This is a genomic window from Sphingobacterium gobiense (genome assembly GCF_002980575.1).
GTDB lineage: Bacteria > Bacteroidota > Bacteroidia > Sphingobacteriales > Sphingobacteriaceae > Sphingobacterium > Sphingobacterium gobiense.
Genome location: NZ_PVBS01000001.1, coordinates 1,792,443 through 1,815,724, shown reverse-complemented (window position 1 = coordinate 1,815,724; position 23,282 = coordinate 1,792,443). Strand labels below are relative to the sequence as shown.

The window sequence follows — 23,282 nt, the reverse complement described above, 5'->3', positions numbered from 1 at the left end:
ATGTCGAATATGGTTAGCACAGACGTTTATCAGCACAGAAAAAGTTAAAATATGAATATAAAAACAATAGTAAGACAAAATCCCGAAAATCTCCCCACGCCCGTCGGAAAATACGCTCATGTAACAATAATCCCCAAAAACTCAGATTTATATACTTTTTCGGGGCAAATCGGCGTTGACGATAGTGGAAATATTCCGCTAAACCTGAATGACCAAGTACGATATACGTTTAAAAATATTAGACAGCTTTTAACCTCTCAGAATTTGACGTCTGAAAACATCATAAAAGTCAATATTTGGGCTACGGAAGAGATTGATTGGAACTTTTTATATGCTGAGTGGGATAAGTTGTTTGGAGAAAGCTATCCTTCAATGACTATCGGATATATAAACGCACTGGGACTACCGGACATAAAAATTGAAATTGAAATTTGGGCTGCTAAACAGTAGTCCAAATTTGCAATTTTGAACTTCGTCGTCGGTTGTCCTGACCGCGGGAAGAATTGAGGATATTTTCGTTTACATCTCCTATCGAATGTGCGGATACTCCCGTATCCAGTCAAACTTGACCAGGTCTTGTTAAGTTGAAGTAATAATTTCCAGTAATAAACAAAAAAGAAAATGATAAAAAACGATTTTTATATAGTTAGCGGTGGACCCGGGGTAGGGAAGACCACCCTTATAAATGAGCTTGGACGAATAGGCTTTGTTACGGTTGAAGAAGAAGCCAGAAGAATTATCAAGGACCAGTTGTCTATCGGTGGCGACGGTGTGCCCTGGAAAAACAAAGCCTTATATGCGCAATTGATGTTCGATGCGTCTGTAAAGACGTATGAAGAAATCAAAAGTGTGGATTCCCAGGAGCCCGTATATTTCGACCGGGGCATTTTAGATGCGGTTTGTTATATGCATATGGAAAATATTCCTGTATCCAAGGAAACTGTGGAGATGGTTCATAAATGCGCGTATAACAGGAATGTCTTTATTCTTCCTCCCTGGAGAGAGATTTACGAAACCGATAGTGAACGGAAGCAATCTTGGAAAGAGGCTTTATCCACCTTTGATAAGATGAAAGAAACTTATTTAGAATACGGTTATCATGTCATTGAAGTGCCGAAAGTTTCGGTTTTAGAAAGACAGCGGTTTATTGTCGAGAAAACAAAGATCAAATCACCGAGAGCTTAGTGTATTCAACACAGTCCATGAGTAATGACAACTTACATGACGTACTCGCTTGCAAACTTTTGAAACTCATCTACCAAAACTTTTTCTATCCATTCTATCTCCTCCATAAACAGTGACTGTTTCCTTTTTCCGAAATATAAAGTATTTTCAATAGGCCTGTCGCCGTCCCAAATTCAGAAAAGATCTGGTAATTCCGCTAAAGAGAAACTTGCCCAAACGAGGTAAACGTGTTATATTTGACTATTGAGTCGCATAATATGCATCCACTATTTAATTACATTAACAATTATATTTCAACGGCAATTTCTCACGACGATTTTGAATTTGTGTTAAGCCATTTCATTCCGAAGAAGATAAGGAAAAAGCAATATCTGCTACAGGAAGGGGAATTATGCAAGCATATGGCCTTTATTGCAAAGGGAGCTATGCGTAAGTATTTCCTAGATGCAAAGGGTGTTGAACACGTCGTCGATTTATATGTAGAGAATTGGTGGGCAGGTGACCGCGAAAGCTTTGTTATGTATACGCCCAGTACATATAATATAGATGCCTGGGAAGATTGTGAAGTATTTCTCATCTCGCGAGCAGATGTAATAAAATTATGTAGCGAATGTCCTGCGTTTAATGAGTTTGTACTGAAACTTGACGAGCGTAATAATATTGCTACCCAAAAACGAATAACCTCTGCTATTAGCCTTACTTCGCAAAAACGCTATGAAGACTTCATGGAACGCCATCCCTATTTTGTTTACCGTTTTCCTCAGCATATCATTGCTTCCTATCTTGGCGTTACAAAAGACACGCTGAGCCGTGTACGAAAAAAAGCAGTAAAAAAATAAGTTAGTCTAAGGGAATACATTACATTGTATATATTGTAGACATTAGTCGATGTTTTTTTTCGTCATTTCTCTACTTTTTTTCTTTCTATTTGAGCTACTTTTGAGTTGTAAACTTTTAAATCAAAAAAGTAATAATGGAAAAACTCAGAACTGGTCTCCAGTTTAGGCATCTAAATATTAAATAAATAACCCATTTGAAAGAGGCTATTATGAACGTACATGAATATCCAAACGGGGAAATCACTATTCTCTGGGAACCGACAAAATGCGCCCACGCGGGAGCCTGTGTAAAGACATTGCCACAAGTTTATAATCCGAAAGCACGGCCGTGGATAAAAGTCGAGAATGCGACATCACAGGAACTCATTGATCAGGTTGCCAAATGCCCATCAGGAGCTTTAAGTATCAAAAAGAAAATTGAATAATGGAAAATACACAGGTAATTTTTAAAGAAGATGGTATCTACGGTGAAGTTCAACTGTTTTCAGATGATGAAAAAGTAGGAAAGATGGATATTTCTGTTGCCGACGGAAAGCTGCGGGTATATCATACCGAAGTAAACGTGGAACACGAAGGCAAAGGTTTCGCAAAACTGTTACTTAATCAGCTGGTAAGTTATGCCCGAGAGAGTAATTTGAGAATTATACCACTTTGCCCGTATGTTTTTGCGCAGTTCAAGCGCTACCCAGAGGAATATGCAGATGTTAGGTCAACAAAAGAGACGTAAACAATACAGCGTAAATGAAATATCTACTAGAAACTCCGTTAAAGGGTACGATTGGACTCGAAAAATACGAAACAAAGATCCATTGGAGGAACGGGGTGTTCATCACAGATGAACCTGAAAAATTAGGAGGAAAAGATTTAGGGCCAGATCCTTATACATTGTTGCTGTCTTCTTTAGTGGGGTGTACATTAGCCACTCTTAGAATGTATATCGACCACAAAGAATTAGCCGTTTCGGAGATAGAAGTCCAGGCGAATATGTTCTATAAAATAGAAAATAAAGCATCAGTTGCATACATGGAGCGAAAGATCATATTTCGAGAACTACTCGATCAAGGTATAGAAGAACGATTATTGAGGGTAGCGGAAAACTGTCCTATATCGAAGTTACTAAAAGGAAATATCAACATTTCAACAGAATTAATTAAAAATGAAAGCATAGTCAAGTAAAAGCTTTCCAATTATAGGCAAATGGTAATTTAAATATTTATTATGCTTGATATAGTTATAGAAGCCCGACAGGCTGAACTTTCCCCCGGTTTTACCGTTAAACGTATACTCCCGTTTCGACTTCGCAGAATGGTTGGACCGTTTATTTTTGTCGATCATGGCGGACCATTAAATGCACCGACCGGATCCATAAATAATTTTGATGTTTTGCCCCACCCCCATATTGGTTTATCTACCGTAAGCTATTTATTTAGCGGAAACGTGACCCACAGAGATAGTTTGGGGGTAGAACAGTTGATAACACCGGGAGAGGTAAATTGGATGACAGCCGGCAAAGGTATAACACACAGTGAGCGATTTGAAGATCCGGCGATGCTTGCGGGAGGCGAACTCGAAATGCTGCAAACATGGGTGGCACTTCCCGAAAAGGACGAAGAAAGTGATCCATCCTTCGAGAATTATAAGCCAGAAGAATTGCCCGCTTTTACGGATACTGGTGTTTGGATGCGATTAATTGCGGGAGATGCTTATGGCTTGAAAAGTAATGTCAAGACACATTCGCCCCTATTCTATGTGCATGTCGTATTGCAGCAAGACGCTCGATTTGGTTTACCGAGTGGACATAGCGAAAGAGGCGCCTACATTGTCAGAGGTCGTGTTGAAGTCAATGGCGTTACCTACCACGAAGGACAGTTATTGGTGTTTACCAAAGGAGTGGATCCGCTGATTATTGCAAAAGAACAGACTACCCTAATGATGTTGGGTGGAGAACATCTCGGAGAGCGGTACATTTGGTGGAATTTTGTTTCTAGCCGAAAAGACAGGATTGAACAAGCGAAAGAAGATTGGAAACAAGGCCGAATTAACCTGCCTCCGATGGATAATAAAGAGTATGTACCCTTGCCTGATGACAAAACCAAGCCCGCCGGCGGCCCTCCGCCCAATGCTCTTTCTTGAGGCATATAAAGTACAGAAAACAATATTTATTAATCAGCATAATAATGGAAATAGGAATTGATAGTTTCGCGTCCGCCATGTACGGGAGTAAAACCCTTAGCAGTGTTGATGCGATGGAGCAGCTGCTTGACAGGATTGTGCAGGCAGATCAAGCAGGACTTGCTATCTACGGTATCGGTGAACACCATAAGAAAGAGTTTTTGGACTCCGCACCAGCGGTAATCCTGGCTGCAGCTGCGGCAAGAACGAAAAATATACGCTTGACCAGTGCTGTTTCCGTGCTTAGTACATCGGATCCAGTCAGGGTTTACCAGAGCTTTGCGACTTTAGATTTGATATCCAAGGGGCGAGCGGAGCTGGTCGTCGGACGAGGCTCCGCGACAGAAGCCTTTCCGTTGTTTGGATATAACCTGCATCACTATGACGAGTTATTCAAAGAGAAATTGGAACTCCTTTTAAAAATTCGTGAACAGGAATTTATTACGTGGTCCGGAAAGTTTCGTCCGGCATTACAAAATCAACCTATTTATCCGAGATCGAGTCAGGAGAAACTCCCAGTTTGGCTAGGGGTGGGCGGTACGCCAGCGTCTTTCGTGAGAGCCGGAACACTGGGGCTACCGTTAATGGTTGCGGTTATTGGCGGAGAAACTGCCCGCTTTCGACCACTGATTGATTTATACAGAGAGGCAGGACAGCAGGCTGGTTTCTCCCCGGAGCAGCTTTCCGTAGGACTCCATTCACCCGGCTATGTCGCTGCTACTGATGAAGAAGCCGTTGCAGACTACTATCCCGGCTATGCCGAATTGTGGACTAAGGCGGGTAGGGAACGAGGATGGCCACCGGTAACCAGAGCTAGTTTCGACGCGGCGGCGGGTCCTAAGGGAGTGTTGGTCGTTGGAGGCCCTGCGCAGGTAGCAGCAAAATTACTGCGACACAGCGAAGCATTAGGAGGTGTTGATCGCTTTACTTTCCAAATGGATAATGCAGGGCTGAGTCATGAACAGTTGTTGCGTTCCATAGAAATAATTGGTACAAAGGTTATTCCAAGAGTCAATAACGCAAAGGCTTACGGAGAAATAACGAAATTTTAAAGCAAAAGATTATGGAAGTATTATTAAAAGTTAGCGGCGCTAAAGGATCTGCCGTCGCGCAGGAAAATGATAGACGCGCCGGGACGATGTCCTATTCCATCGCAGGACCGAATTTGATTATCATAGACCACACCGAGGTTGAGCCGGCATATAATGGTAGAGGCATAGGTAAGCAGATGCTCTACAAAATTGTAGAAATGGCTCGGGAGAAAAGTATCAAGATCATTCCTCTGTGTCCGTTTGCGGCAAAGATGTTCGAAAAATTGGATGACATCAGGGATGTACTAAAGTAGTAACTGCCCAATATACGGGTGGTGCTATCAATACCCGAATTAGCGAGTCTATCATCCAGTTGATCTTAAGTGCGCCGCCTATTCGCAGAAATACGCTGTATGGAAAGACTAAATGGTGTTAATCAATCAAATACGGTAGCACAAAAACCATAACTACGGTCACTAGCACCGCGAACATATATGGATAGAGATATTCCCCACTCTTGGTTAGCAATTTGGAAACGAGGATTAACAACGATACTGCAACAAAGATGAACACGAAAAAAGAGAAAACTTCCCCTATACCTCCCAACACATTTGCCAATATGCTCCCCGGAAAAAAGATATGGATAAGGTGGTACAACAACATTAACGCCGAAACGACGATATTGCTCCAAATAAGGGGCATCATGATGTTCCGGTTTGAAAATCGCTTGGGCTGACCTGCTGTTATTTCGTTATCTTTCATGCTAATTACGTTTTAACGTGTAACACTTAAACCGGTATTGTTGTTTTGTTTTACAGTGTATCTAACGTTCGTTTACGCCTTGTAAATAGTCCTCAGTTATCGATTCTTTTTACGTTGGATAAAGGTGAATCCTCATTTGATAAATTTCCTTCTTTCACCACGGTAAATTGTCCGTTCGATTCCATTACTACGGCTTCAACCTCTTCTATTGAGGCTACTCCATTGCTCCTGAGAACAGATCTCACCTCTGCTTCCGTAACACGTTCCTTTTTTAATGCAGTCCGCAGAAAATCTCCCCTATAAAATATCAGCGTTGGCTCAGAACTAATTAACTTTGAAAATTTATTTGATCTTGCCGAAACGTATGCCAGAATGTACTGTAATGAAATTAGAATGCCAAGGGCAACAACTCCGTCCGCCAAGGAAACATCCTTGCTTAACAAAACTGAGGCCAGCGTAGAGCCTAAAGCTACCGTTACAATAAAATCGAACTCCTTCATTTGGGACAGTGTTCTTTTCCCAGATATCCGGAGCATGATTATTAATGCAACGTACGCGAGCAGCCCCACTAAAAAGGTTCGTAGGACACTTTCCCAGTTGCTAAAAAATATGTTTTCCATGTGTTCTCTAAAAATTATACACTAACCATGCAGCTCGAACAGCGCAACGATTAACAAAATTTTTATTACCACGCCTCGCTGCGGCTCACTAACATAACATAATGATGGTAATTTTAGTTTAAGAAAATCTGATTTGCTTTTCTTGCCACCAACGCTGAAGCTGAATTTAGTTTATGCTGTCGTTGCGATAGAAGAGGATGCTAAGTAAAGATGTTCCGTTCCGTGCAAGAACTTAATTTTTAACCAGCGATATATCATCTACGTAGCAAAATGCCCCGGCATTTCCTTCGGCCACAAATCCAATTTCAACACGTCCGTTTCTAACGGGTATCTTTTCGATTTCAACCGTAATCCATACCTCATTCGACTTAGATATTGATTTCTTCACGATATTACCGTCACTTTCGGCATACATTTCAAGCCTCGGGAATCCGTCGCTGTTTCTAATTTTTGCAGTTAAACTGTAGTATCCGTCTTCCAAGGCAACGTATGGACTGGATTCAACGGTTTGCACAATTTTGCGTTTAAAGTTGACGATATCACTAATTTGGAGGCTTTTCTCACCGATGACGGTTTGTCGATCCTGCTGTGTGTTAAAATAGTTTAGGCTGGGGGAGGTGGAGTCGCTGACTGATAGCTCCGTGCCCTCGATGATCGTAGTCGCCCATCCCAGTAGTTGTTCCTGTACGGGTTTGACCGGGCTCGGGATCCGGCGACGGTCGGCCTCGAAACTTCCATTTTTTATATAATTATTTCCTTTCCCTACCTGCCATTCGCCGGTGATCGGATTCAGATTCCAGGCGCTGAGCGAATTAAAATGCGGGGTATCGCCATCGAACGATAAAGGGCACCACTGGTTGTAACCGAGCCCATTGCCGGCAAAATTAGCCCATCGGTCACCGCAATAAATGACCGTCTCCTGTTTACTGCCTTTGACCTTGACAAAGAATCCAGTCTGCGTCACATGAGCGTAATCCGCTTCCGAGCCGCGTACGATCAACATCTCATCCGTTGGCGTATAAGGCCCCCTAATATTATCCGCCACGAGATAATAGGCATAGGAGGAATCCCAGCCGTACAGATTGGACGCAAACAGATAATATTTGCCATTATACTTAAACATACAGTTCCCTTCACGACCGGCGCCCTTATAAACTTGCGTGCAGTCGAGCAAGCCAACTTTTCCGTCTTTCACACCTATTTCCGATATGTAAATTTTATGGCGCCCTTTCCCATAAGAATAAACGAGATAAGAGATACCGGTATCTTCATCGGTAAACACCGTCTGATCTCCCGTATTGGATGTTCCGATCATACTTTCCATATTGATGCGTTGGTGCCATGTAAAGGGGCCGTTAGGGCTATCTGCAACTGTCACCAATACCTCAGCATTGTGCTGTATAAACAGCGCATATTTATTAATCTCTTTGATGTATGCTACACCCAACCGCCCCGCCCATCGAGTATGTTGGTGCTTGTCCATTTCGTCGCGCGTAAGGACATCTCCATTTGATTCCCAGTTTACTAAGTCGGTGGAGGTATAACAGGTTACGGAAACAAAATTATCGCGAGGCGGTGTAACAGATGGATCATTTCTGTATTGAGCAGATTCTTTATATTGCGCCCCATACCAGTAGTATTTCTCGATTCCGCTTTCAGGATCTTCAAACCTGAATATACCGCCACCTTGGCTGTAGATAGGCTGTCCATCTTTGGTATCCCAAAATACATCGTTTGTAATAGGCAGATATCCTTTAGAAGCAGTATCGGTTTGGCTTTTACCCATTTTGAGTATAAGCGATAATAGGACCGAGATAAATAAAGTTTTGACCAATGTACGCATGCAATTAGATTTACTGAAGGTTTACTGGTGTCTAAAATAACATATTAAATTTCAGTGGGCAACATGCGCCATCCTGTATCGTTTTTTGGGAGGATCCATCCCAGCTGCAAATAAGGTCATATTTTCAGGAAAGTGGATGATCTCTCTTTTGATATCTTTCTGTTTTAAGTTAAAAAACACAAAACCTTATTTTACCTCTATCGTTGGAAGATTGTTTATTATCTTCCAATCCCCATGATCCTGAACACAAACTATCAAAGACTGAAAGATTAAATATGGGCTTTCCAATTTTACCTGTACAGTAGCAATATTACCGGTTTGTTCGATAGAATGGTAAGTAATACTTCTGGGGCTTCCTCCAAATTTCTTCGTTCTGATTAGTTCGATATAGTCTGATTTTGAGAATACAAAAATTCCCTTCTCGTCAAAAAAACCGTCTTGGATGTTTTGGAAATCGGAATGCAAAATATTCTCCAATACTGCTATATCACGGTTATCACCGGCCTGTACAAATGCCTCGATGGCTTTCTTTATTTGTTCCATGTTATTTATTTAAAATGTTACTAAATGACGTATTTTGATTGTTAAATTGTTGCCTAGCATAGCCTTCATCAGCGGTACCATCTAATGCGTAATAAACAATATCCCTGATACCTATATAGTTTAAAATTTGTTGTAGATGCATTTCCACAAGGCTTGGAGCATCGGATTTGATACCGCCCATTGATGATAGGATGTACGCCTTTTTGTTCTGGAGTAAGCCGACGGATTTTTCTTCGTACCGAAAAGTTTTGCCGTTTCGCACCACCAGGTCAAAATATGCTTTCAGTGATGAGGGTATGCCAAAGTTATACATAGGAACCGTAATAAGAATTTCATCACATGCAAATAGTTCTGCTATTAATTCATCGGATAGTCTTAATTTCTTCGACGGATTTCGCACAGTATGAAATTCCTCAAATAATGCTTGATCGAGATGCGGAATGAAGCGCGTACCTACTTCCCGGTTTTTGACTTTCCCACTCGGGTTCCGTATTTTCCATTCCTGTACAAAAGTGTCTCCCGCTCTTCGAGAATAGGAGTTTTCTATCCGCAAGCTGCTGTCAATTCTCAATAGTGTCTTCATTTAGTTGATAATTTTTTATATAAGACACTTTCCGTCCTACATACGTGACAGCTTGGTGATATTTTTTAGTTTTTCAGGATCTACAACAGAATAAATTTCTTGGATTAAGCCGTCGTTATCTAATTGAAGGATATGACAATTATGTAACTTGTTGTTTTCCCAGAAACAGATTGCGGGCTGATGATTAAAGAATTGAAAAGTAAATTCTTTATCAAGTAAAAATTGCTGTTGTACGTAAACCAATAATGTAGCGGTAGCGGTTTTTCCCATTTCTGTCCCCTTAACTACCTGCACTTTGGTTCCACCGTCTGCATTCAGTTTGATGTCGCTGACCAGTAGATGCTCTAACTCCCGGATATTGCCCTGAGCTAATGCCGCTTGATATTTGCCTAATGTTTCTGTATGAATGCTGGAATGTTGTTTTTGCGGTAAGAATTTACCACCCTTTAATTGTTTATTCGCCCTGCTTAATAACTGTCGGGAGTTTTCTGTACTTATTTCAAGCAATTCGGCTATTTCTGCATGTGAATAATTAAATCCCTCCTTTAAGATGAATGTTGCTCTTTCTTTGGGATTCAGATGCTCGAACAATACAAGCATCGTATAACTGGCAGTTTCGTCTTTAATAAGCCTGGTGTCTGCATTTTCAAAGGAGACAGGTTCGGGCAGCCACTCACCAAAGACTTCTTTTTTACTTTGACGAGTTTTAAAATTGATAGCATGGTTAATCGTACTTTTAATCAAAAAGTTCGATTCGTGACGGATGCTCGTCTTGTCAAGTGCGATATACTTTTCCAATACATCCTGTACTAAATCTCTGGCGTCTTCATAAGAACCAACGATGTTGTAGGCATAGGTCAAGAGTTTTTTATAATTTTCCTGCATATTATTTTGAATTCGGTAATGATTACCTGCTATTAAGTTTTAGTATTAGATTCTTAGATAAAATAAACAAAAATCAACGGCATTATTGTCTTTGATTTTCCCGTCGCATCTTTTGGATTTCTATTGTTTTTATGGAAGACACATTTCGCGTTAAATATGTGACAGGCGTATTGTCTTTTTTTTCAGTCGTCAATAAAGCACAGAGGATATCGGTAATTAGGATTTTTGGCTGCTGTCGTCGGTTAGTATATAGAATAACAAAGAGGTAGACATTCTAAAATGCCTGCCTCTGCTTTCCCTTATATGAATTTTACTTCGAACCCCTAGCGGGGGCGATGTTTACTTTTTAGCGGTTATATCAAATTCCAAGTCAACCTCTTGTGAAATCATCCAGTCTTTTGGATCACCGTCCGTTCCGTAAGTAAGACCCCAATCCTGTCTATTGATGCTGAATTTTGATTGTACGTTCACTTCGTTTTCTTGGATGGATACCTTAGCCGGGAAGGCTATATTCACCGTTTTTTCCTTGATCGTTAGGTTACCACTGATAACGTGTGTCGCATCCGCTAACACACTTTTATCTTTTGCAGGATCAAAAGATCTTACAGATGTGATTTCCAATTTAGATGTAGGGTATTTTTCAACATCGAAAAAATCTTCGTTTTTCAAATGCCCATCTAAATCCGCAGCCGTCTTTCCGCCTGTCTTCGCTATATCTACAGCATTGTCATCCGTACGCAAAGAGGTCATATCGATGGTGAATTTACCGCTCGAAATTGCATCATTTTCCAGCGTAAGATTCCCTTCGCTCTCGAGTGTTCCAAATCGTGGATCGAAACCACCCTTATGGTAGGCTTTCCATTTTATGGAACTGCTCGCAGGATCAAGCTGAAGTACGGTGCCTGTTTCCGTTGCAACCTCTTGAGCAGTTGATGTCTGTACTTTGTCTGCGTTGGAATTACCTCCACAAGCCGCCAATGCCAAGGCGGCAACGACTGTTAAAGCTGATAGTTTTCTCATTTTGTATTTAACTGTTATTGATGTTTAAATAGCTGCAAAGGTAATATAAGCTCGGTTTAAAAAATGCATTAGTTACCAATTGGAAACTAGTTTCCAATTGGTAACTAATGCCCGTTTGTGTATTTTTGGCGAAATCAAATTCCAATATGAGAACGCGGAAAACAGCTACCAAATCTTTGGCATGTAAAGTTAGAATAACGGCGATTACGGACACCATGCAAGTTCTGTCCGGTAAATGGAAAATTCATATCCTCGGAGCGCTTTTGCAAGGTGGGAAAATGCGGTTTATGGATCTTTTACGAGAGATTGATGGTATCGCTGCAAAAATGCTTTCCAAAGAACTGCAAGATTTAGAAATGAACCAGCTTATAACGAGGACAGTCGTCGACACAAAGCCAATAACCGTCGAATACGAAGTCACGGAATATGGAAAAACAATGGAACCGATCATAGATGAAATCGCAAATTGGGGTGTCTTCTATAGAAATAGATTGCATGGCAAGACCGATTAAACACTATTTGATCACCGATAGATACGTCCAGCATATCAGCAAGAGCTGGAACGGAATCCGAAACCACAAGTAGTCTACACCTGGACCGTCGTACTTTCCTGTTTCATAGTTAAGATGTGTAACCGCTGCAAAGATATTGGCAGGTAGAACGGCAAGAAAGAAGAAAACGAGAAGCACGCCCGTGATATACCGTAACGGTGGTATGAATATGCAGATAGCAGCTATAATTTCTATAAATGCCGTAGCATAAATTATTTGCATGCTAAACGGTATAAAATGCGGTAACATCTTTGACATGCCCTCCGCATATATAAAATGTCCCAAAGCGGTAAACAAGAGCATAACCGATAACGCAATTTTTCCAGATAATTTATAGTCGAGCTCTGATTTCCATAGCTTGATCACCAATATGGAAATTAGCCAGACACCGATCAATACAAATAAGGGTTTCATTTTTTCTTGCAAATGTAAATCCTAATCTCGGCCCAATCAATGAACATATGTTAACTAATAATCTTTCTTATCCTACTCAGAGATTGTGGTCGTATTCCGATATAAGATGCCAGATATTTTTGAGGTATATGTTTGATGAGGTGAGGCTGTTCTGATAGAAGGTCCATATATCTTTTCTTGGCTGTATCTTCTAGCAAGGAGCGTTCCCGTTTCATCTTTTTGACGTATAGATTTTCCGCCACTTTTCTTCCAATGCGGTCACCAACTGATGTGTTGGCATATACAAATTCCAAATCTTCGTAGGAAATCCGATGCAATACGCAATCGGTAATGCATTCGATGTTATACAGTGAACCCGTCTGGGTGAGGAAGGAATCGTAAGCGCTAAAAAAAGTATTCTCAAAAGCAAAGGCAAACGTGAAATCGTAATCGACCTTCGGTATATTAAAACGAATAATACCCTTTTCTAGAAAGGATAGAAACCGCTCTTTTTTGCCTTGCTCGAGTATAACAGATTTTTTAGGAAAGGCAGCCTGTTCAAGCTTTGAAGAAAAGATATCCCAGTCAGGAGTACCTATTGTAACAAACTCACTGAAAAATTCTTTGATTTTTTCCATTGGATAAAATTTTTTGTATACAGTTCCGAACTGTACATTTAAACACTAAATCCGCTTCATCCAAAAGCCTCAGGCAAGAAGGAATTTCAGATAATGTTGCTCAGTCGTTGGACAGCAGAAGTGATCATCGTGTATTATCAACTCAAAATTAAGTAAACTACAAAGAAGTACAGTGCAAAAGCCAGAAGCGTTATACCTATCACTTTAAGATAATTCGTCGTTACGGATTTTGTTGCTCTGATGGTTTGCAGATTGAAGGCTGATGCAACTCCCCCAATGATTCCGCCTATTCCACCGCCGATAAATAGCAATAGCAGTGGTATTAGACATAGTGTATATTGATGCCAAGCCAGTTTATCTACGGTGTCGTATCGTATCCCATCGATTTCTAAAGCAGGGGCTATGTCGGTATATCTCGGTTTAGGATACGCCCTTACGATTTCGCCCGAATCGTCAGGAATCAAAAAAGGTTTGCCCTTTTCATCGGAACGGGAAATCGCTATTCCGTCTTTGAAAAGCGTGGGACGCCCTGTCCAGATAGAAGTTTCGATTTCGAAAGTTGAACTCTGGAAGTGGGGTAATGTAAACTGATGTTTCATAAATTTTTGATAAAGGATTTAGATTAGCTTTTATTCATCACCCATAAAATTCTTCTTTAGCAATTTCATAAACGAAATTAAACCGCGGTGCCTCACCGAAATACGTTACTTCCTGTTCTGCGATTTTCTGTGCACCGATGCGGCTAATGGCAATTTGTGAACGGATATTTTCTGCCCCTATATGAAACTTCACTTTGGAGACAAACTGAAAAATGTACTCCAACATCATAGTTTTTACCGATTGGTTGATTCCCTTGCCCCAATAGTCTATAGCATAGAATGTGTAGCCAATAAACAGGCTGTCTTGTTGTTTGTTGTAATCATAAAACCGCGTGCTTCCAATGATGTTTCCCGTAGCTTTGTCTACAATTTTGAATGCCCCTTTACTTTGGATTGCTCCGTCAAAGAACATGCTGAATACATCCTTCCTCCAGCGGTTTTTATTGGGATGTTGTTCCCATATTTTGGGGTCGGAAGCGGTGGTGTACAACGCTTCAAAATCTTCTTCCTGTAAAGGGTAAAGTACAATTTTTTCGTTTTCTAATATAGGTTGAATATCGAATTCCATAGTTCTATTATGTTCCAGTTTGATGCGAAGAAGAAACTCGTCTTCCTAGCTAGATAATGATGCAATACACGATACTTCGTAGCCCGTTAACTGTATAAAAGTAAAAAAAGTTAGATCAAAAGCAACAATCTCGTTGCGTTTTACTGCTATTTTGAGGTTCACGTGTTTTCCCGCATGGAGTCCAATGCGGCTAGGCGCTTTATTTGCAGAATCCATTCTTTTCTATCTTTTTCATTCAACTCATAAAGTGGTCCAATAAAATCACTCCGAACAGAAGATACTCCACAATATTCCAAAATACCTTTTTGTAACTGGACCAGTCCGCTCGACTGATAGACTTCTCCATAAGTCTTAATTGACAAATCTCCTGCCGTTGTGATTATCCTGGCTGTTCTTCCTTTCAATAAACCCTCACTAATTCCTCCTTCATTACTTTTGAAAGTGATTCCTGGAAGAAAAGCCCTATCAAAAAAACCTTTCATAATGGCAGGCATACCAAGCCACCATAATGGATGTATCCAAACCTGGTGCTCGCTCCATTGTATATCTTCCAATGATTTTTCCAGATCTGGTTCAAGCTCCATTCGTTGCCGATAACCATACTTTAAGTTTGGGTTGAAATCTAACTCTCCAATGGCAATGTATCGTACTTCTGCACCAGCAGCCAAAGCGGAGGCTATATAAGAATGTGCAATCGCACTGTTAAAACTTTCTTTATTGGGATGCCCATTGATAACAACTATTTTCTTCATTTCTCTTGCTTTAATATCTGTTTAAATATTGCCATTTGTTGATTATAAAAATTGTCTGATATTGGACATTCGAAAAAATCAAAAGCGTGTACAGCTCCTGGTATTTCCAATAAACTGACCGATACATTTGCTCCCTTTAATCTTTTAGCATACAATTTCCCCTCATCTTTGAGCGGATCAAGTTCACACACGATAATGGTCGTATTTGGCAAGTCTTTGAAATTGTCTTCTAGCAGCGGAACGGCATATTGCGGTGGCTGCGCTATTTTATCTCCTAAATAGTGCTTCCACATCCATTTTGCCGAAGTTCGGGTCTGCATAGGAGCATTCGCTAATTCATTCATAGACACAGACGTCAAAAGATGGCTCGTCGGAGGATACATTAAGTACTGGTGCTGGATATCTACTTCCATTCTATCCCTCGCCATATGCGTAATAGATGCAGCAATGGTCGCTCCGGCACTGCTTCCTCCTATAAGTATGTTGCATTTATTTCCACCTATATGATTGCCATATTCGGATAACCATCGTAGCGCATCATAACCATCTTCCATCCCCGCCGGAAATGGATTTTCGGGTGCCAATCGATAACCGACGGAAACAATCAGTATATCTACGTCTAAGGCTAATCGGAAGAATATAAAATCGTATTGCTCAGGCGTACCAAATATAAACGCCCCTCCGTGGAAATATAGTAATATAGGCAAGCCCTGTTTTCCTTTAGGCCTGTATATTCTTAACCTGATTTCTCTTGACTTATCAAAAGACGGGATATCAATATTTTCAACATCAAGCTGTTTCGGAATATCCAAGGATTTTTCATTTAAGGATAAAGCCGTTTCTTCCTCTCTGATTTTTACAGGGTTATTTGCTAACAAATTTTCGTAATCAATGGCACTGAACGGACTGCTCGAGATAGCTCTCCACAGTTCCATATCTATCTTTTCAATGATATTTTGCATAATTGCTTGTTTCACAATTTAACCACGATTTTTCCCACCGTACGTCCAGTTTCGATTTGCAGATGAGCTTTTGCCATTTCGTCAAACCCAAATACATAGGATACGTGAGGTTTTAACACTTCCTTTTCCAATAGAGATGCAATATGCCGCATATCCTGTCCGCTAAAATAAACAGACATGAAATAACAGGCATGAAGTTGTTTCTGTTGTGCTTTGAACTCATCTTCCTTCGTATGTCCAGAAGGCAGTGCAACGATGGTTCCGAAAGGTTTTAGCGCCTGTATCGATTTCTGAAAATTGGCGCCTCCAATAGCTTCCAGTACAAAGTCGACAGGTTGTACGACATCTTCAAAACGGACACTTCTGTAATCAATAAATTCGTCTGCTCCTAATCCCAATACGAAATCTCTGTTAGACGCTGAGGAAGTAGCTACGACGTATGCTCCTATATTTTTGGCTATCTGTACAGCAAAATGCCCTACGCCACCCGAAGCCGCGTGGATTAACACCTTGTCTGTAGGTCGCAGTTTGCCGTAACTATCGAACGCTTGCCATGCAGTCAATGCTGCTAATGTGCTAGCGGCAGCTTCCACATGACTGATGTTTTTGGGTTTCAGGGCGAGCTGTTCAGCGGGAGCAGCTACGTACTCGGCATAGGCCTTACCATGTCCGACGAAATTGATCATTCCAAACACTTCGTCTCCCATGTTGAATTGCGTAACTTCATCACCGATTTCCGTTACTTCGCCGGAAATATCCCATCCTAAGACTAGCGGACTGTATTTCGCCAAGTCTTCAGCCAATGGAGCCTGTCGATTGCGAACTTTGACGTCGATGGGATTAATACTAATTGCTTTCAGTTTGACCAGTACCTCATTTGCCTTTATTACAGGTTTTTCGATTTCTGTGTAAAGAAGATTTTCAACACCTCCAAAATTTTTCAATACGATTGCTTTCATTTTGTTCATTTGATTTGACAAAAATAGACCGAAAACAAGATTAAAAACAGGTACATTTAAAGCATGTTTAGGTATCTTTGCCGCATGGCAAGGGAAAACATCCATCAATCACTTGAAGTGTTCTACGAAAAGGTAAACGAATGCCCTCTACGTGACAGACAGTTCAATTTTTTTGAATTGGTTTACGTGATTTCCGGTACTGGTCACCATGCTGTCAATGGAAATAAGTTTGCTTATTTTGCAGGAGATTTGTTCCTTATAACGCCAAAAGACTGCCACGAATTTGACTTGGAGGGTATATGTGAATTTATGGTAATACGTTTCGGTGAAGGATATGTGCGGGAATATCAATGGCAAAGCATAGACCATATAGAATGTCTATTATATTATGCTTCCGATTTGTCAGGTTCTGTACTCGTAAATAACGACGACAAACGTATGGCAGGTTCATTGATGGCGAGTTTACGACAGGCTATTAAACATGAATCGGTGTATTCGGAAGACCTCGTTCGGCATTTGGTAAATGCCATAATCGTTATTGCAGCTAGAAATTTAGCCATAATTAAACCCCAGAACATTACTCCCCATGAAGACAATCGTTTATTGCAAATATTGGATTATATACAGGAACATATACGCCAGCCCGAACTTTTGAGAGTTGCCGTGATAGCCGAAAAATTTGGGTTAGCTCCAACCTACCTTGGTAGTTATTTCCGCAAGCAATGCAATGAATCGATACAACACTATATATCCTCCTATAGGATTCGATTAATTGAACACCGACTGCGTTTCAGTGACAAAAGGATTCATGAAATAGCCGATGAATTTGGGTTTGCCGACGAGAGCCATATCAATAAATTTTTCAAAAGACATAAAGGAGCGAGTTTGAAGGGGTATAGACGGGCGCTAACGCCCGCATAGTCCGTTGTGTTACGATCTCGGTGTTTCTAGTCGGTGTCATTTCTTCAACTCAAACTGGTCGTAGAGTGCACCATCCGCAGTATAGGCCTTATACTGCAATGTATTTCCTTTAATATCGATCACCTGATACAATTGCGTCCGTTCCGCAGACTTTTCTATCCATTCTTTTTGTGGATCGATCTGATACATCTTTGGTCCAGCTACAGATACGATGTAGACGGGTTTCTTTTCCTTATTTGATGGCAGCGCACTTCGGGCATAGGTATGATCATGTCCTTGCAATAACAAATGAACGCCATATTTCTCAAATAGAGGTCTAAACAAATCGGCGAACTGATAGTTGTCCCGCGACTTGGCCGTTGAATAAACGGGATGGTGGCATATGACCACTGTCCATTTCGCGGTGTTGCTCTTCAATATTTGCTCTAGCCATTGCGCCTGTGCAGTACGGTAGGTACTGTCCAACATGATCATCTGTGTGTTGAGTGCGATGATGCGAAGAGGTCCATAGTCTACATAGTAGTTGGATTCTTCCAATCCTGCGACACCGTTTTCAGGTAACCTGAACTGCTGCTGCCAGTGCGGATCGAGTGTGAGTACTTTTTGTTCATCACGAAAGTACTCGTGGTTGCCAGGTACCATTAGCTGTGGATAGCTGCTGTTTATGCCTGTACCGGCGTAAAACCATTCACCCCATTCGTTGTCCGAATTGCTGCGGTTGATTAGATCGCCGGCATGCAGTATAAAGTCGGCCTCAGGGCAAGTCTGTATGGCTTTGCGGTACACACGTGTCCAGCGTGAGCGTAGGTCATTCTGCGCGTCACCCAAGTAGATGAAAGATACATTATCGGTTTGCCCTGCTGTTCGAAATTGAAACCATTCGCTCCATGCACCGTCTTTGCCTACGCGGTAGTTGTAGATACGGTCGGGTTGTAATTCGTTAAATTGTACACTATGATACATTGAGCCGTTATTCTCCCGGTCGGTGAATAGTTTGCTTTCGGCCTGATATACCCGAACGGTACTGTCAGCGAATTCAGGACTATTATTCTCTAAACGTAACTGGGCAACCTGTCCACTTCCTTGGATGACATTCGTGCGCCAATTGACTGCTTGCGTATGCGGAGCGTCGTTGGTCAGATTTAAGATCACGCGGTCTGGCTGGTTCTCCGCGAGATAGCTCTGACCCTGGGCTACCGAAATTAAAGTTAGGCCTAACGTAAGTCTGCTGATCAATTTTTTCATAATATGTATGTTATTATAGCTATTTTAAATTTGGGTGAGAAAAAAAAGTAAGGAGTGTCCGGAGACACGCCTTTAAATACTTGTAAATTATTATTTAATCGTGTATTTGATACCGATATTACCCCAACGTGCATAGTATTTGTAATCGTTTGGACGTCCGTCTCCGAAGTCAAATCGTACCTGCGAATTCGTAATATTGCTCAAACCGACGAATACGGTAAAATTCTTGTTGATCTTTTGTGAAGCAGAAAAATCAAGTTGTGTACGACCTTTTTCCATCAGGTCATTGGCTTCATCCTCTGCCAGTTCGCTGATGAAAGTCTCATAAAAATTGAGTGCGAGACGCCCCGAGAAACCATATTTCTCGTACGAAAGAGCAAAGTTACCCACACTTGGGCGCATCTCGGGTAGCGCTACTCTACGTACGGACTCTACTCCTGGAACCTCAAAAGATGATTTAACATATGTGTAGTTGGCGAATACGCCGAACCCATTGGCAAAACCCGGCAGGAACGTGAATTGCTGTTGCCAAGCGATTTCTAAACCGTATACATCTGCTGCAGCTCCATTAACAGTCTGCGTAATCGCATAACCGTCGTAAGGACCGCCGGATTGGGTATAAATGGATTCATAGATATAATCGTTGATTTTTTTGTAGAATACACCACCAGAAAGTAGACCGATAGGGTTTAAGTAATGCTCGAACAATAAGTCGACGTTGGTCGATGTACTCTGATCAAGCTGCGGATTTCCTTTCTTCATCCGTTTGCGGCGTACTTCAATCTCTTCCCAAGGGACAAGGTCGTAGTAGGACGGACGTGATAACGTACGTGTAAGTGCACCCCGAATATTGGTCTGCTCAGTCAGTTTGTACTTTAGATTCAAACTCGGGAAGAATCCAGCGAAGGCAGCTTTGGTGTCTACAGGCTGTGTAGATTGGTAATTACCCTGATCATCGAAGGATACGATATTACCCGTGTACTGAAATCCTGTGCGTTCATAACGCATACCCAGTACGGTCTCGAGTTTACCCGTAGTTAGTTTCCCCATAAAATAACCAGCAGCTAGATTTTCACTCCCTTCATAAGAATCAGGGTCGGTATTTTGACGGATATAGTTATCGTTGGGTTGAAAGAGATCCATGTTTTGCTGATAATATTGTTCCATAAGGTATCCATTGGCGATGGCCCCAGAGAGGTTGTATTTGCCGCCAAAATATGAAGTACGGCTATAGTTTGACGTAAAATCATTCATGGTCAATGAGCCTGTTTTTAATCGGTATTGGAAGTAGTTACGCGTGTGTGCATCCTCTTTGTAACGAAAACGTGCACCTGCTTTAAGATCTAATGTATGTCCACTACCAAAAGAAAGCGATCGCTTAATATTTCCAGACAATTGTATATCCTGGTCGTGTGCAAACTGATGACGGCGGTTGTAGCTGTTTGCCGTGTATTTTGCGGGATCGTTGTGGTCTGTTCCGGAAAATAAAAACTGAGGTGCACTGGGGTCGGAATTTTCGATCGCTGCGCTAAGTCCCCCTTGTTGGAAGTATCCATCATAGTAGAGTGGTTGGTCATAGCGTCCTTTCGCGTACGTTGCATCGGCGTCCAACTCATAATGATTGAAGGCTGTCTTTCCACCTAGCGAGAATGTGATGATATCCCTGTTGTAATCGCGAGGTGTTCCCGAAGAGCCGATACTGATGTCGGTAGCTTGACCGAAACTGCTGTATTCGCCGATATTGTAGGATTTAGTTCCTCGGGTCTGTAGCTCGAAATATTTATTGTATGAGCTACGTGCATAAAGCTTGGTCGCATTGGTCGGGTAGTAGTTCAGCTCGAACTGTAAGCCTGTGTTTTTACGTTCCAGATCGCTGCCTTCCAGCTCGAGATTAGACATCAATATACGCTCGACACCGTCGATCTCGTAGGTGTCATAGTCCACCTGTATGCGATCCTCGCCGCGATAGGTCTGGCTGTAATTGACATCGGCGAGAAAGCCCCATTTTTCGTAACGCTTTCCTAAAACGGCGCCTATATTGTAATTTGCTCTAGACAGCAACTGATTGTAACCTCCACCGACGTTTACGCGGAAGAGTTCCTCGCCTGCTTTTGGTGTTTTGGAAACGATGTTTACCGAACCAGCTGTCGCATCAGCATCCATATCCGGCGTAAAAGTCTTGTTGACTTCAATGGCTTCGACTGTTGACGAAAGGATACCATTTAGATCGATCTCGCGGCTATTGGTCTGCGTGGAGGGTAACCGAGTCCCGTTTAAGGTTACCGACCCCATGTTTTGGCTGAGACCGCGCATAACAACATTGCGCGGTAAACCATAGCTATAATCCATCGCTATGCCGGGTACGCGCTGTAGTGCCTCGGCTACGGTTGCATCTGGAAAGCGTTCGATCTGTTCCTGCGATAGTACATAGCGTACATTGTCTGCATTTTTCATGTTGCTCAATGCCAATGCCTCGCCGCGACGAATTCCATTGATGGTGATACCTTCTAGATTATTGTCCTTTGGTTCCAACAGAATATTGATTGGGATCCCTTCGTTAGGATAAGTGAGTTCTACAATCTGGTTTTGATAACCAATGTAAGAGACAAGTATCTCGATTTTCCCTGGTTTCAGACCCTGTAGGATAAAGTAGCCATTGGCATCTGTCATGGTCTTACGATTGTCCGAAAGCCTGACAAGCGTGGAGTGTGGCAATACACGGCCTGATGTAGCATCTTTGACGTACCCGGCGATGATATTCTTTTGTGCCGGATTTTCAGTAGCAGGTTTTGGCGCAGCTACCACTACAATATTGTTTTGAACGATACGGTAGCTAAGTTCGTTGTCCGCCAAAAGTTGATTCAACACACCACTTGCCGTTGTGCTAGATTGCTTGGGGGTATTGGCATTTTTACCCTGGACAAGGTTTTTATCGTAGGAAATGGGGAAATGTAATTGTTTTTCAAGCTGATTCAATCCTTTCTCTAGACTCCCATGACTTCCAGCCCAGTAAATTTGTTTTTCGAGTAGCATTTCAGATGTCTGCGCTAGGGCAGGAGTAAGCGGTAGCATACTGACATTGAAGACAGTCGCAGCAAGTACTAACTTGCGAACCGTCTTTACCTTTTTTTTCATACTTTTGATTTTAAATTAAAACTGTAATTTGGATTTTGAGTGTCGGCGACTTTGGCGAGAGGCTGGCACTCTTTTATTTTATGGTAATTGTTTTTTGGTTAATAATGGTACCTCGAGCGCTGATCGTACTAATCAACGCCGCGACATCCTTGATTGACATCTGTGGTTTCAGTGTAATCTTATATCGTACCCTGGTTGCTCTGCCACTTAGATGTGTTAAGGAAATACCATAGTAGTCATCGAGACATTGACGTAAGGTAGCGAAGTCTACGCCGTCTAAAGTCAAAGCTCCGGTCTGCATATCGAGATTGACATCGCTCAATTTGTTAATTTCCCATTTTTTAATAGCTTCGTGGTACACGATCCTTTCGTGGGGAGCAAGGAGGTGCTGCTCGTCGTCGATCCGGATACGGACCTTTCCCTCTTCGAGAAAGACACTGTGCTCTCCGCCGTCTATCGGACTGTTAACCGAAAATCGGGTGCCTAATACCGTTGTCTCCAAGTGCTTGCTGCGCACGATGAAAGGCTTTTCTTTATTTTTTTTGACCTCGAAGAAAGCATTCCCCTCCAACATGACATTGCGTTCTATAAGGTTGTAGTCGGCACCAATCTGTAAGGTGCTGTGTGGACGGAGTATGATTACTGTGCTATCTGCCAAACATATTCTCTTGGTATTATTCGTGCTGCTAAATACTTGTAACACGGGCTTTTCATTGCTCGCTTTGTTGTGCATTGACACCGTACTCCAGATACCGCCGCCGATTAACATCAGGGTGCCTATCCATATAGCTGCCACCCGCCACATCCGGACACGTCGTTTACGTTTTTCAAGATGGTTGCTGTAACTGTTAAGTACGCGCTCATATAAACGTTGTTCCAGTAGACGTTCGGCTTGACTGTCGAGAGAGCGAACTCCCTCCAAAGTGCTTTCTGCTGCTTTCGGATCTGATGACTCCCGCTTTGGTGCTTTCATGTGAGGTATACGCACACCCGCTTAGCAAATCCCGATCGTTTTTTCGATTTAATTATAAAATTATATGACGTTTACACAGACTTAACAGAAGTGCTCTCTTTCC

The 23,282-nt window shown here is 41.8% G+C and carries 28 protein-coding genes; 11 read left to right on the top strand and 17 right to left on the bottom strand.

The features are described from left to right. Positions 1-51: 51 nt before the first annotated feature. The 9 genes from C5749_RS08110 to C5749_RS08070 all read left to right on the top strand — a co-directional run bounded on the left by C5749_RS08110 (position 52) and on the right by C5749_RS08070 (position 5,541). The gene (locus tag C5749_RS08110) at positions 52-450 is read left to right on the top strand and encodes a RidA family protein (RefSeq protein ID WP_105724681.1); all 399 of its coding nucleotides are present in this window, start codon (positions 52-54) and stop codon (positions 448-450) included. A 171-nt stretch (positions 451-621) separates the two neighbouring features. Next, positions 622-1,185: an AAA family ATPase gene (locus tag C5749_RS08105; protein ID WP_105724679.1), complete on the top strand. Its 564-nt coding sequence runs from the start codon at positions 622-624 to the stop codon at positions 1,183-1,185. Between the two features lie 257 nt (positions 1,186-1,442). Beyond that, positions 1,443-2,024 (top strand): Crp/Fnr family transcriptional regulator, encoded by a 582-nt coding sequence (locus C5749_RS08100; protein WP_105724677.1) that lies wholly within the window; start codon positions 1,443-1,445, stop codon positions 2,022-2,024. Between the two features lie 209 nt (positions 2,025-2,233). Further along, on the top strand, positions 2,234-2,449 hold the full coding sequence (locus C5749_RS08095) for a (4Fe-4S)-binding protein (RefSeq protein WP_105724675.1): 216 nt from the start codon (positions 2,234-2,236) through the stop codon (positions 2,447-2,449). Continuing rightward, entirely contained in the window at positions 2,449-2,751 is a 303-nt protein-coding gene (locus tag C5749_RS08090; RefSeq protein ID WP_105724673.1) for a GNAT family N-acetyltransferase, read from the top strand. Before C5749_RS08095 ends, C5749_RS08090 begins: the two co-directional genes overlap by 1 nt. Positions 2,752-2,765: 14 nt before the next feature. Continuing rightward, the gene (locus C5749_RS08085; protein WP_105724671.1) at positions 2,766-3,200 is read left to right on the top strand and encodes an OsmC family protein; all 435 of its coding nucleotides are present in this window, start codon (positions 2,766-2,768) and stop codon (positions 3,198-3,200) included. Positions 3,201-3,242: 42 nt separating this feature from the next. Further along, positions 3,243-4,157 carry a pirin family protein gene (locus tag C5749_RS08080; RefSeq protein WP_105724669.1) on the top strand — a complete coding sequence of 305 codons (915 nt, stop codon included), beginning with the start codon at positions 3,243-3,245 and terminating at the stop codon, positions 4,155-4,157. A gap of 44 nt (positions 4,158-4,201) precedes the next feature. Continuing rightward, positions 4,202-5,248, top strand: a complete 1,047-nt coding sequence (locus tag C5749_RS08075) for an Atu2307/SP_0267 family LLM class monooxygenase (protein ID WP_105724667.1) — start codon at positions 4,202-4,204, stop codon at positions 5,246-5,248. An 11-nt stretch (positions 5,249-5,259) separates the two neighbouring features. Next, positions 5,260-5,541 (top strand): GNAT family N-acetyltransferase, encoded by a 282-nt coding sequence (locus tag C5749_RS08070; RefSeq protein WP_105724665.1) that lies wholly within the window; start codon positions 5,260-5,262, stop codon positions 5,539-5,541. A gap of 118 nt (positions 5,542-5,659) precedes the next feature. On the opposite strand, the gene C5749_RS08065 is transcribed toward C5749_RS08070, so the two are convergent. The 7 genes from C5749_RS08065 to C5749_RS08035 all read right to left on the bottom strand — a co-directional run bounded on the left by C5749_RS08065 (position 5,660) and on the right by C5749_RS08035 (position 11,483). Further along, positions 5,660-5,989, bottom strand: coding sequence for a hypothetical protein (locus C5749_RS08065; protein WP_105724664.1), 330 nt, complete (start codon positions 5,987-5,989; stop codon positions 5,660-5,662). 92 nt (positions 5,990-6,081) lie between these two features. After that, positions 6,082-6,609: a DUF421 domain-containing protein gene (locus tag C5749_RS08060; protein ID WP_105724662.1), complete on the bottom strand. Its 528-nt coding sequence runs from the start codon at positions 6,607-6,609 to the stop codon at positions 6,082-6,084. A 232-nt stretch (positions 6,610-6,841) separates the two neighbouring features. Then, the gene (locus C5749_RS08055) at positions 6,842-8,395 is read right to left on the bottom strand and encodes a family 43 glycosylhydrolase (protein WP_105724660.1); all 1,554 of its coding nucleotides are present in this window, start codon (positions 8,393-8,395) and stop codon (positions 6,842-6,844) included. Positions 8,396-8,638: 243 nt separating this feature from the next. Next, on the bottom strand, positions 8,639-8,995 hold the full coding sequence (locus tag C5749_RS08050; RefSeq protein ID WP_105724658.1) for a nuclear transport factor 2 family protein: 357 nt from the start codon (positions 8,993-8,995) through the stop codon (positions 8,639-8,641). 1 nt (position 8,996) lies between these two features. After that, on the bottom strand, positions 8,997-9,578 hold the full coding sequence (locus C5749_RS08045) for an FMN-dependent NADH-azoreductase (protein WP_105724656.1): 582 nt from the start codon (positions 9,576-9,578) through the stop codon (positions 8,997-8,999). Positions 9,579-9,614: 36 nt separating this feature from the next. Continuing rightward, entirely contained in the window at positions 9,615-10,463 is an 849-nt protein-coding gene (locus C5749_RS08040) for a sigma-70 family RNA polymerase sigma factor (protein ID WP_105724654.1), read from the bottom strand. Positions 10,464-10,802: 339 nt separating this feature from the next. Then, positions 10,803-11,483, bottom strand: coding sequence for a YceI family protein (locus C5749_RS08035; RefSeq protein ID WP_105724652.1), 681 nt, complete (start codon positions 11,481-11,483; stop codon positions 10,803-10,805). Positions 11,484-11,629: 146 nt separating this feature from the next. On the opposite strand from C5749_RS08035, the gene C5749_RS08030 reads away from it, so the two are divergent. Further along, positions 11,630-11,995, top strand: coding sequence for a winged helix-turn-helix transcriptional regulator (locus C5749_RS08030; protein WP_219847930.1), 366 nt, complete (start codon positions 11,630-11,632; stop codon positions 11,993-11,995). A 3-nt stretch (positions 11,996-11,998) separates the two neighbouring features. On the opposite strand, the gene C5749_RS08025 is transcribed toward C5749_RS08030, so the two are convergent. From C5749_RS08025 to C5749_RS07995, 7 genes are all read right to left on the bottom strand, one after another. Beyond that, the gene (locus tag C5749_RS08025) at positions 11,999-12,448 is read right to left on the bottom strand and encodes a DoxX family protein (RefSeq protein ID WP_105724650.1); all 450 of its coding nucleotides are present in this window, start codon (positions 12,446-12,448) and stop codon (positions 11,999-12,001) included. A gap of 50 nt (positions 12,449-12,498) precedes the next feature. Further along, the gene (locus tag C5749_RS08020; protein ID WP_105724649.1) at positions 12,499-13,065 is read right to left on the bottom strand and encodes a Crp/Fnr family transcriptional regulator; all 567 of its coding nucleotides are present in this window, start codon (positions 13,063-13,065) and stop codon (positions 12,499-12,501) included. 137 nt (positions 13,066-13,202) lie between these two features. Continuing rightward, the gene (locus C5749_RS08015; RefSeq protein ID WP_105724645.1) at positions 13,203-13,664 is read right to left on the bottom strand and encodes a hypothetical protein; all 462 of its coding nucleotides are present in this window, start codon (positions 13,662-13,664) and stop codon (positions 13,203-13,205) included. 37 nt (positions 13,665-13,701) lie between these two features. Further along, a complete protein-coding gene (locus C5749_RS08010; protein WP_105724643.1) occupies positions 13,702-14,232 on the bottom strand; it encodes a GNAT family N-acetyltransferase in 531 nt (176 codons plus the stop codon). Between the two features lie 158 nt (positions 14,233-14,390). Further along, positions 14,391-14,984, bottom strand: coding sequence for an NAD(P)H-dependent oxidoreductase (locus C5749_RS08005; protein WP_105724641.1), 594 nt, complete (start codon positions 14,982-14,984; stop codon positions 14,391-14,393). Further along, positions 14,981-15,946: an alpha/beta hydrolase fold domain-containing protein gene (locus C5749_RS08000; protein ID WP_105724639.1), complete on the bottom strand. Its 966-nt coding sequence runs from the start codon at positions 15,944-15,946 to the stop codon at positions 14,981-14,983. The genes C5749_RS08005 and C5749_RS08000 overlap by 4 nt, the downstream gene beginning before the upstream one ends. 11 nt (positions 15,947-15,957) lie before the next feature. Then, the gene (locus tag C5749_RS07995) at positions 15,958-16,905 is read right to left on the bottom strand and encodes an NADP-dependent oxidoreductase (protein ID WP_105725324.1); all 948 of its coding nucleotides are present in this window, start codon (positions 16,903-16,905) and stop codon (positions 15,958-15,960) included. A gap of 84 nt (positions 16,906-16,989) precedes the next feature. On the opposite strand from C5749_RS07995, the gene C5749_RS07990 reads away from it, so the two are divergent. Beyond that, on the top strand, positions 16,990-17,826 hold the full coding sequence (locus C5749_RS07990) for an AraC family transcriptional regulator (RefSeq protein ID WP_181151313.1): 837 nt from the start codon (positions 16,990-16,992) through the stop codon (positions 17,824-17,826). 36 nt (positions 17,827-17,862) lie between these two features. Here the strand turns inward: C5749_RS07990 and C5749_RS07985 are convergent, their stop codons facing one another. The 3 genes from C5749_RS07985 to C5749_RS07975 form a co-directional block, all read right to left on the bottom strand. Continuing rightward, on the bottom strand, positions 17,863-19,071 hold the full coding sequence (locus C5749_RS07985; protein ID WP_105724637.1) for a purple acid phosphatase family protein: 1,209 nt from the start codon (positions 19,069-19,071) through the stop codon (positions 17,863-17,865). A 90-nt stretch (positions 19,072-19,161) separates the two neighbouring features. Further along, positions 19,162-22,206 (bottom strand): TonB-dependent receptor, encoded by a 3,045-nt coding sequence (locus C5749_RS07980; RefSeq protein WP_105724635.1) that lies wholly within the window; start codon positions 22,204-22,206, stop codon positions 19,162-19,164. A 73-nt stretch (positions 22,207-22,279) separates the two neighbouring features. Then, positions 22,280-23,179, bottom strand: a complete 900-nt coding sequence (locus tag C5749_RS07975) for a FecR family protein (protein WP_105724633.1) — start codon at positions 23,177-23,179, stop codon at positions 22,280-22,282. Between the last annotated feature and the right edge of the window lie 103 nt (positions 23,180-23,282).

Coding starts and splice junctions, on each gene's coding strand:
- C5749_RS08110 (WP_105724681.1), top strand. CDS start 52: ATGAATATAAAAACAATAGTAAGACAAAATCCCGAAAATCTCCCCACG.
- C5749_RS08105 (WP_105724679.1), top strand. CDS start 622: ATGATAAAAAACGATTTTTATATAGTTAGCGGTGGACCCGGGGTAGGG.
- C5749_RS08100 (WP_105724677.1), top strand. CDS start 1,443: ATGCATCCACTATTTAATTACATTAACAATTATATTTCAACGGCAATT.
- C5749_RS08095 (WP_105724675.1), top strand. CDS start 2,234: ATGAACGTACATGAATATCCAAACGGGGAAATCACTATTCTCTGGGAA.
- C5749_RS08090 (WP_105724673.1), top strand. CDS start 2,449: ATGGAAAATACACAGGTAATTTTTAAAGAAGATGGTATCTACGGTGAA.
- C5749_RS08085 (WP_105724671.1), top strand. CDS start 2,766: ATGAAATATCTACTAGAAACTCCGTTAAAGGGTACGATTGGACTCGAA.
- C5749_RS08080 (WP_105724669.1), top strand. CDS start 3,243: ATGCTTGATATAGTTATAGAAGCCCGACAGGCTGAACTTTCCCCCGGT.
- C5749_RS08075 (WP_105724667.1), top strand. CDS start 4,202: ATGGAAATAGGAATTGATAGTTTCGCGTCCGCCATGTACGGGAGTAAA.
- C5749_RS08070 (WP_105724665.1), top strand. CDS start 5,260: ATGGAAGTATTATTAAAAGTTAGCGGCGCTAAAGGATCTGCCGTCGCG.
- C5749_RS08065 (WP_105724664.1), bottom strand. CDS start 5,989: ATGAAAGATAACGAAATAACAGCAGGTCAGCCCAAGCGATTTTCAAAC.
- C5749_RS08060 (WP_105724662.1), bottom strand. CDS start 6,609: ATGGAAAACATATTTTTTAGCAACTGGGAAAGTGTCCTACGAACCTTT.
- C5749_RS08055 (WP_105724660.1), bottom strand. CDS start 8,395: ATGGGTAAAAGCCAAACCGATACTGCTTCTAAAGGATATCTGCCTATT.
- C5749_RS08050 (WP_105724658.1), bottom strand. CDS start 8,995: ATGGAACAAATAAAGAAAGCCATCGAGGCATTTGTACAGGCCGGTGAT.
- C5749_RS08045 (WP_105724656.1), bottom strand. CDS start 9,578: ATGAAGACACTATTGAGAATTGACAGCAGCTTGCGGATAGAAAACTCC.
- C5749_RS08040 (WP_105724654.1), bottom strand. CDS start 10,463: ATGCAGGAAAATTATAAAAAACTCTTGACCTATGCCTACAACATCGTT.
- C5749_RS08035 (WP_105724652.1), bottom strand. CDS start 11,483: ATGAGAAAACTATCAGCTTTAACAGTCGTTGCCGCCTTGGCATTGGCG.
- C5749_RS08030 (WP_219847930.1), top strand. CDS start 11,630: ATGAGAACGCGGAAAACAGCTACCAAATCTTTGGCATGTAAAGTTAGA.
- C5749_RS08025 (WP_105724650.1), bottom strand. CDS start 12,448: ATGAAACCCTTATTTGTATTGATCGGTGTCTGGCTAATTTCCATATTG.
- C5749_RS08020 (WP_105724649.1), bottom strand. CDS start 13,065: ATGGAAAAAATCAAAGAATTTTTCAGTGAGTTTGTTACAATAGGTACT.
- C5749_RS08015 (WP_105724645.1), bottom strand. CDS start 13,664: ATGAAACATCAGTTTACATTACCCCACTTCCAGAGTTCAACTTTCGAA.
- C5749_RS08010 (WP_105724643.1), bottom strand. CDS start 14,232: ATGGAATTCGATATTCAACCTATATTAGAAAACGAAAAAATTGTACTT.
- C5749_RS08005 (WP_105724641.1), bottom strand. CDS start 14,984: ATGAAGAAAATAGTTGTTATCAATGGGCATCCCAATAAAGAAAGTTTT.
- C5749_RS08000 (WP_105724639.1), bottom strand. CDS start 15,946: ATGCAAAATATCATTGAAAAGATAGATATGGAACTGTGGAGAGCTATC.
- C5749_RS07995 (WP_105725324.1), bottom strand. CDS start 16,905: ATGAAAGCAATCGTATTGAAAAATTTTGGAGGTGTTGAAAATCTTCTT.
- C5749_RS07990 (WP_181151313.1), top strand. CDS start 16,990: ATGGCAAGGGAAAACATCCATCAATCACTTGAAGTGTTCTACGAAAAG.
- C5749_RS07985 (WP_105724637.1), bottom strand. CDS start 19,071: ATGAAAAAATTGATCAGCAGACTTACGTTAGGCCTAACTTTAATTTCG.
- C5749_RS07980 (WP_105724635.1), bottom strand. CDS start 22,206: ATGAAAAAAAAGGTAAAGACGGTTCGCAAGTTAGTACTTGCTGCGACT.
- C5749_RS07975 (WP_105724633.1), bottom strand. CDS start 23,179: ATGAAAGCACCAAAGCGGGAGTCATCAGATCCGAAAGCAGCAGAAAGC.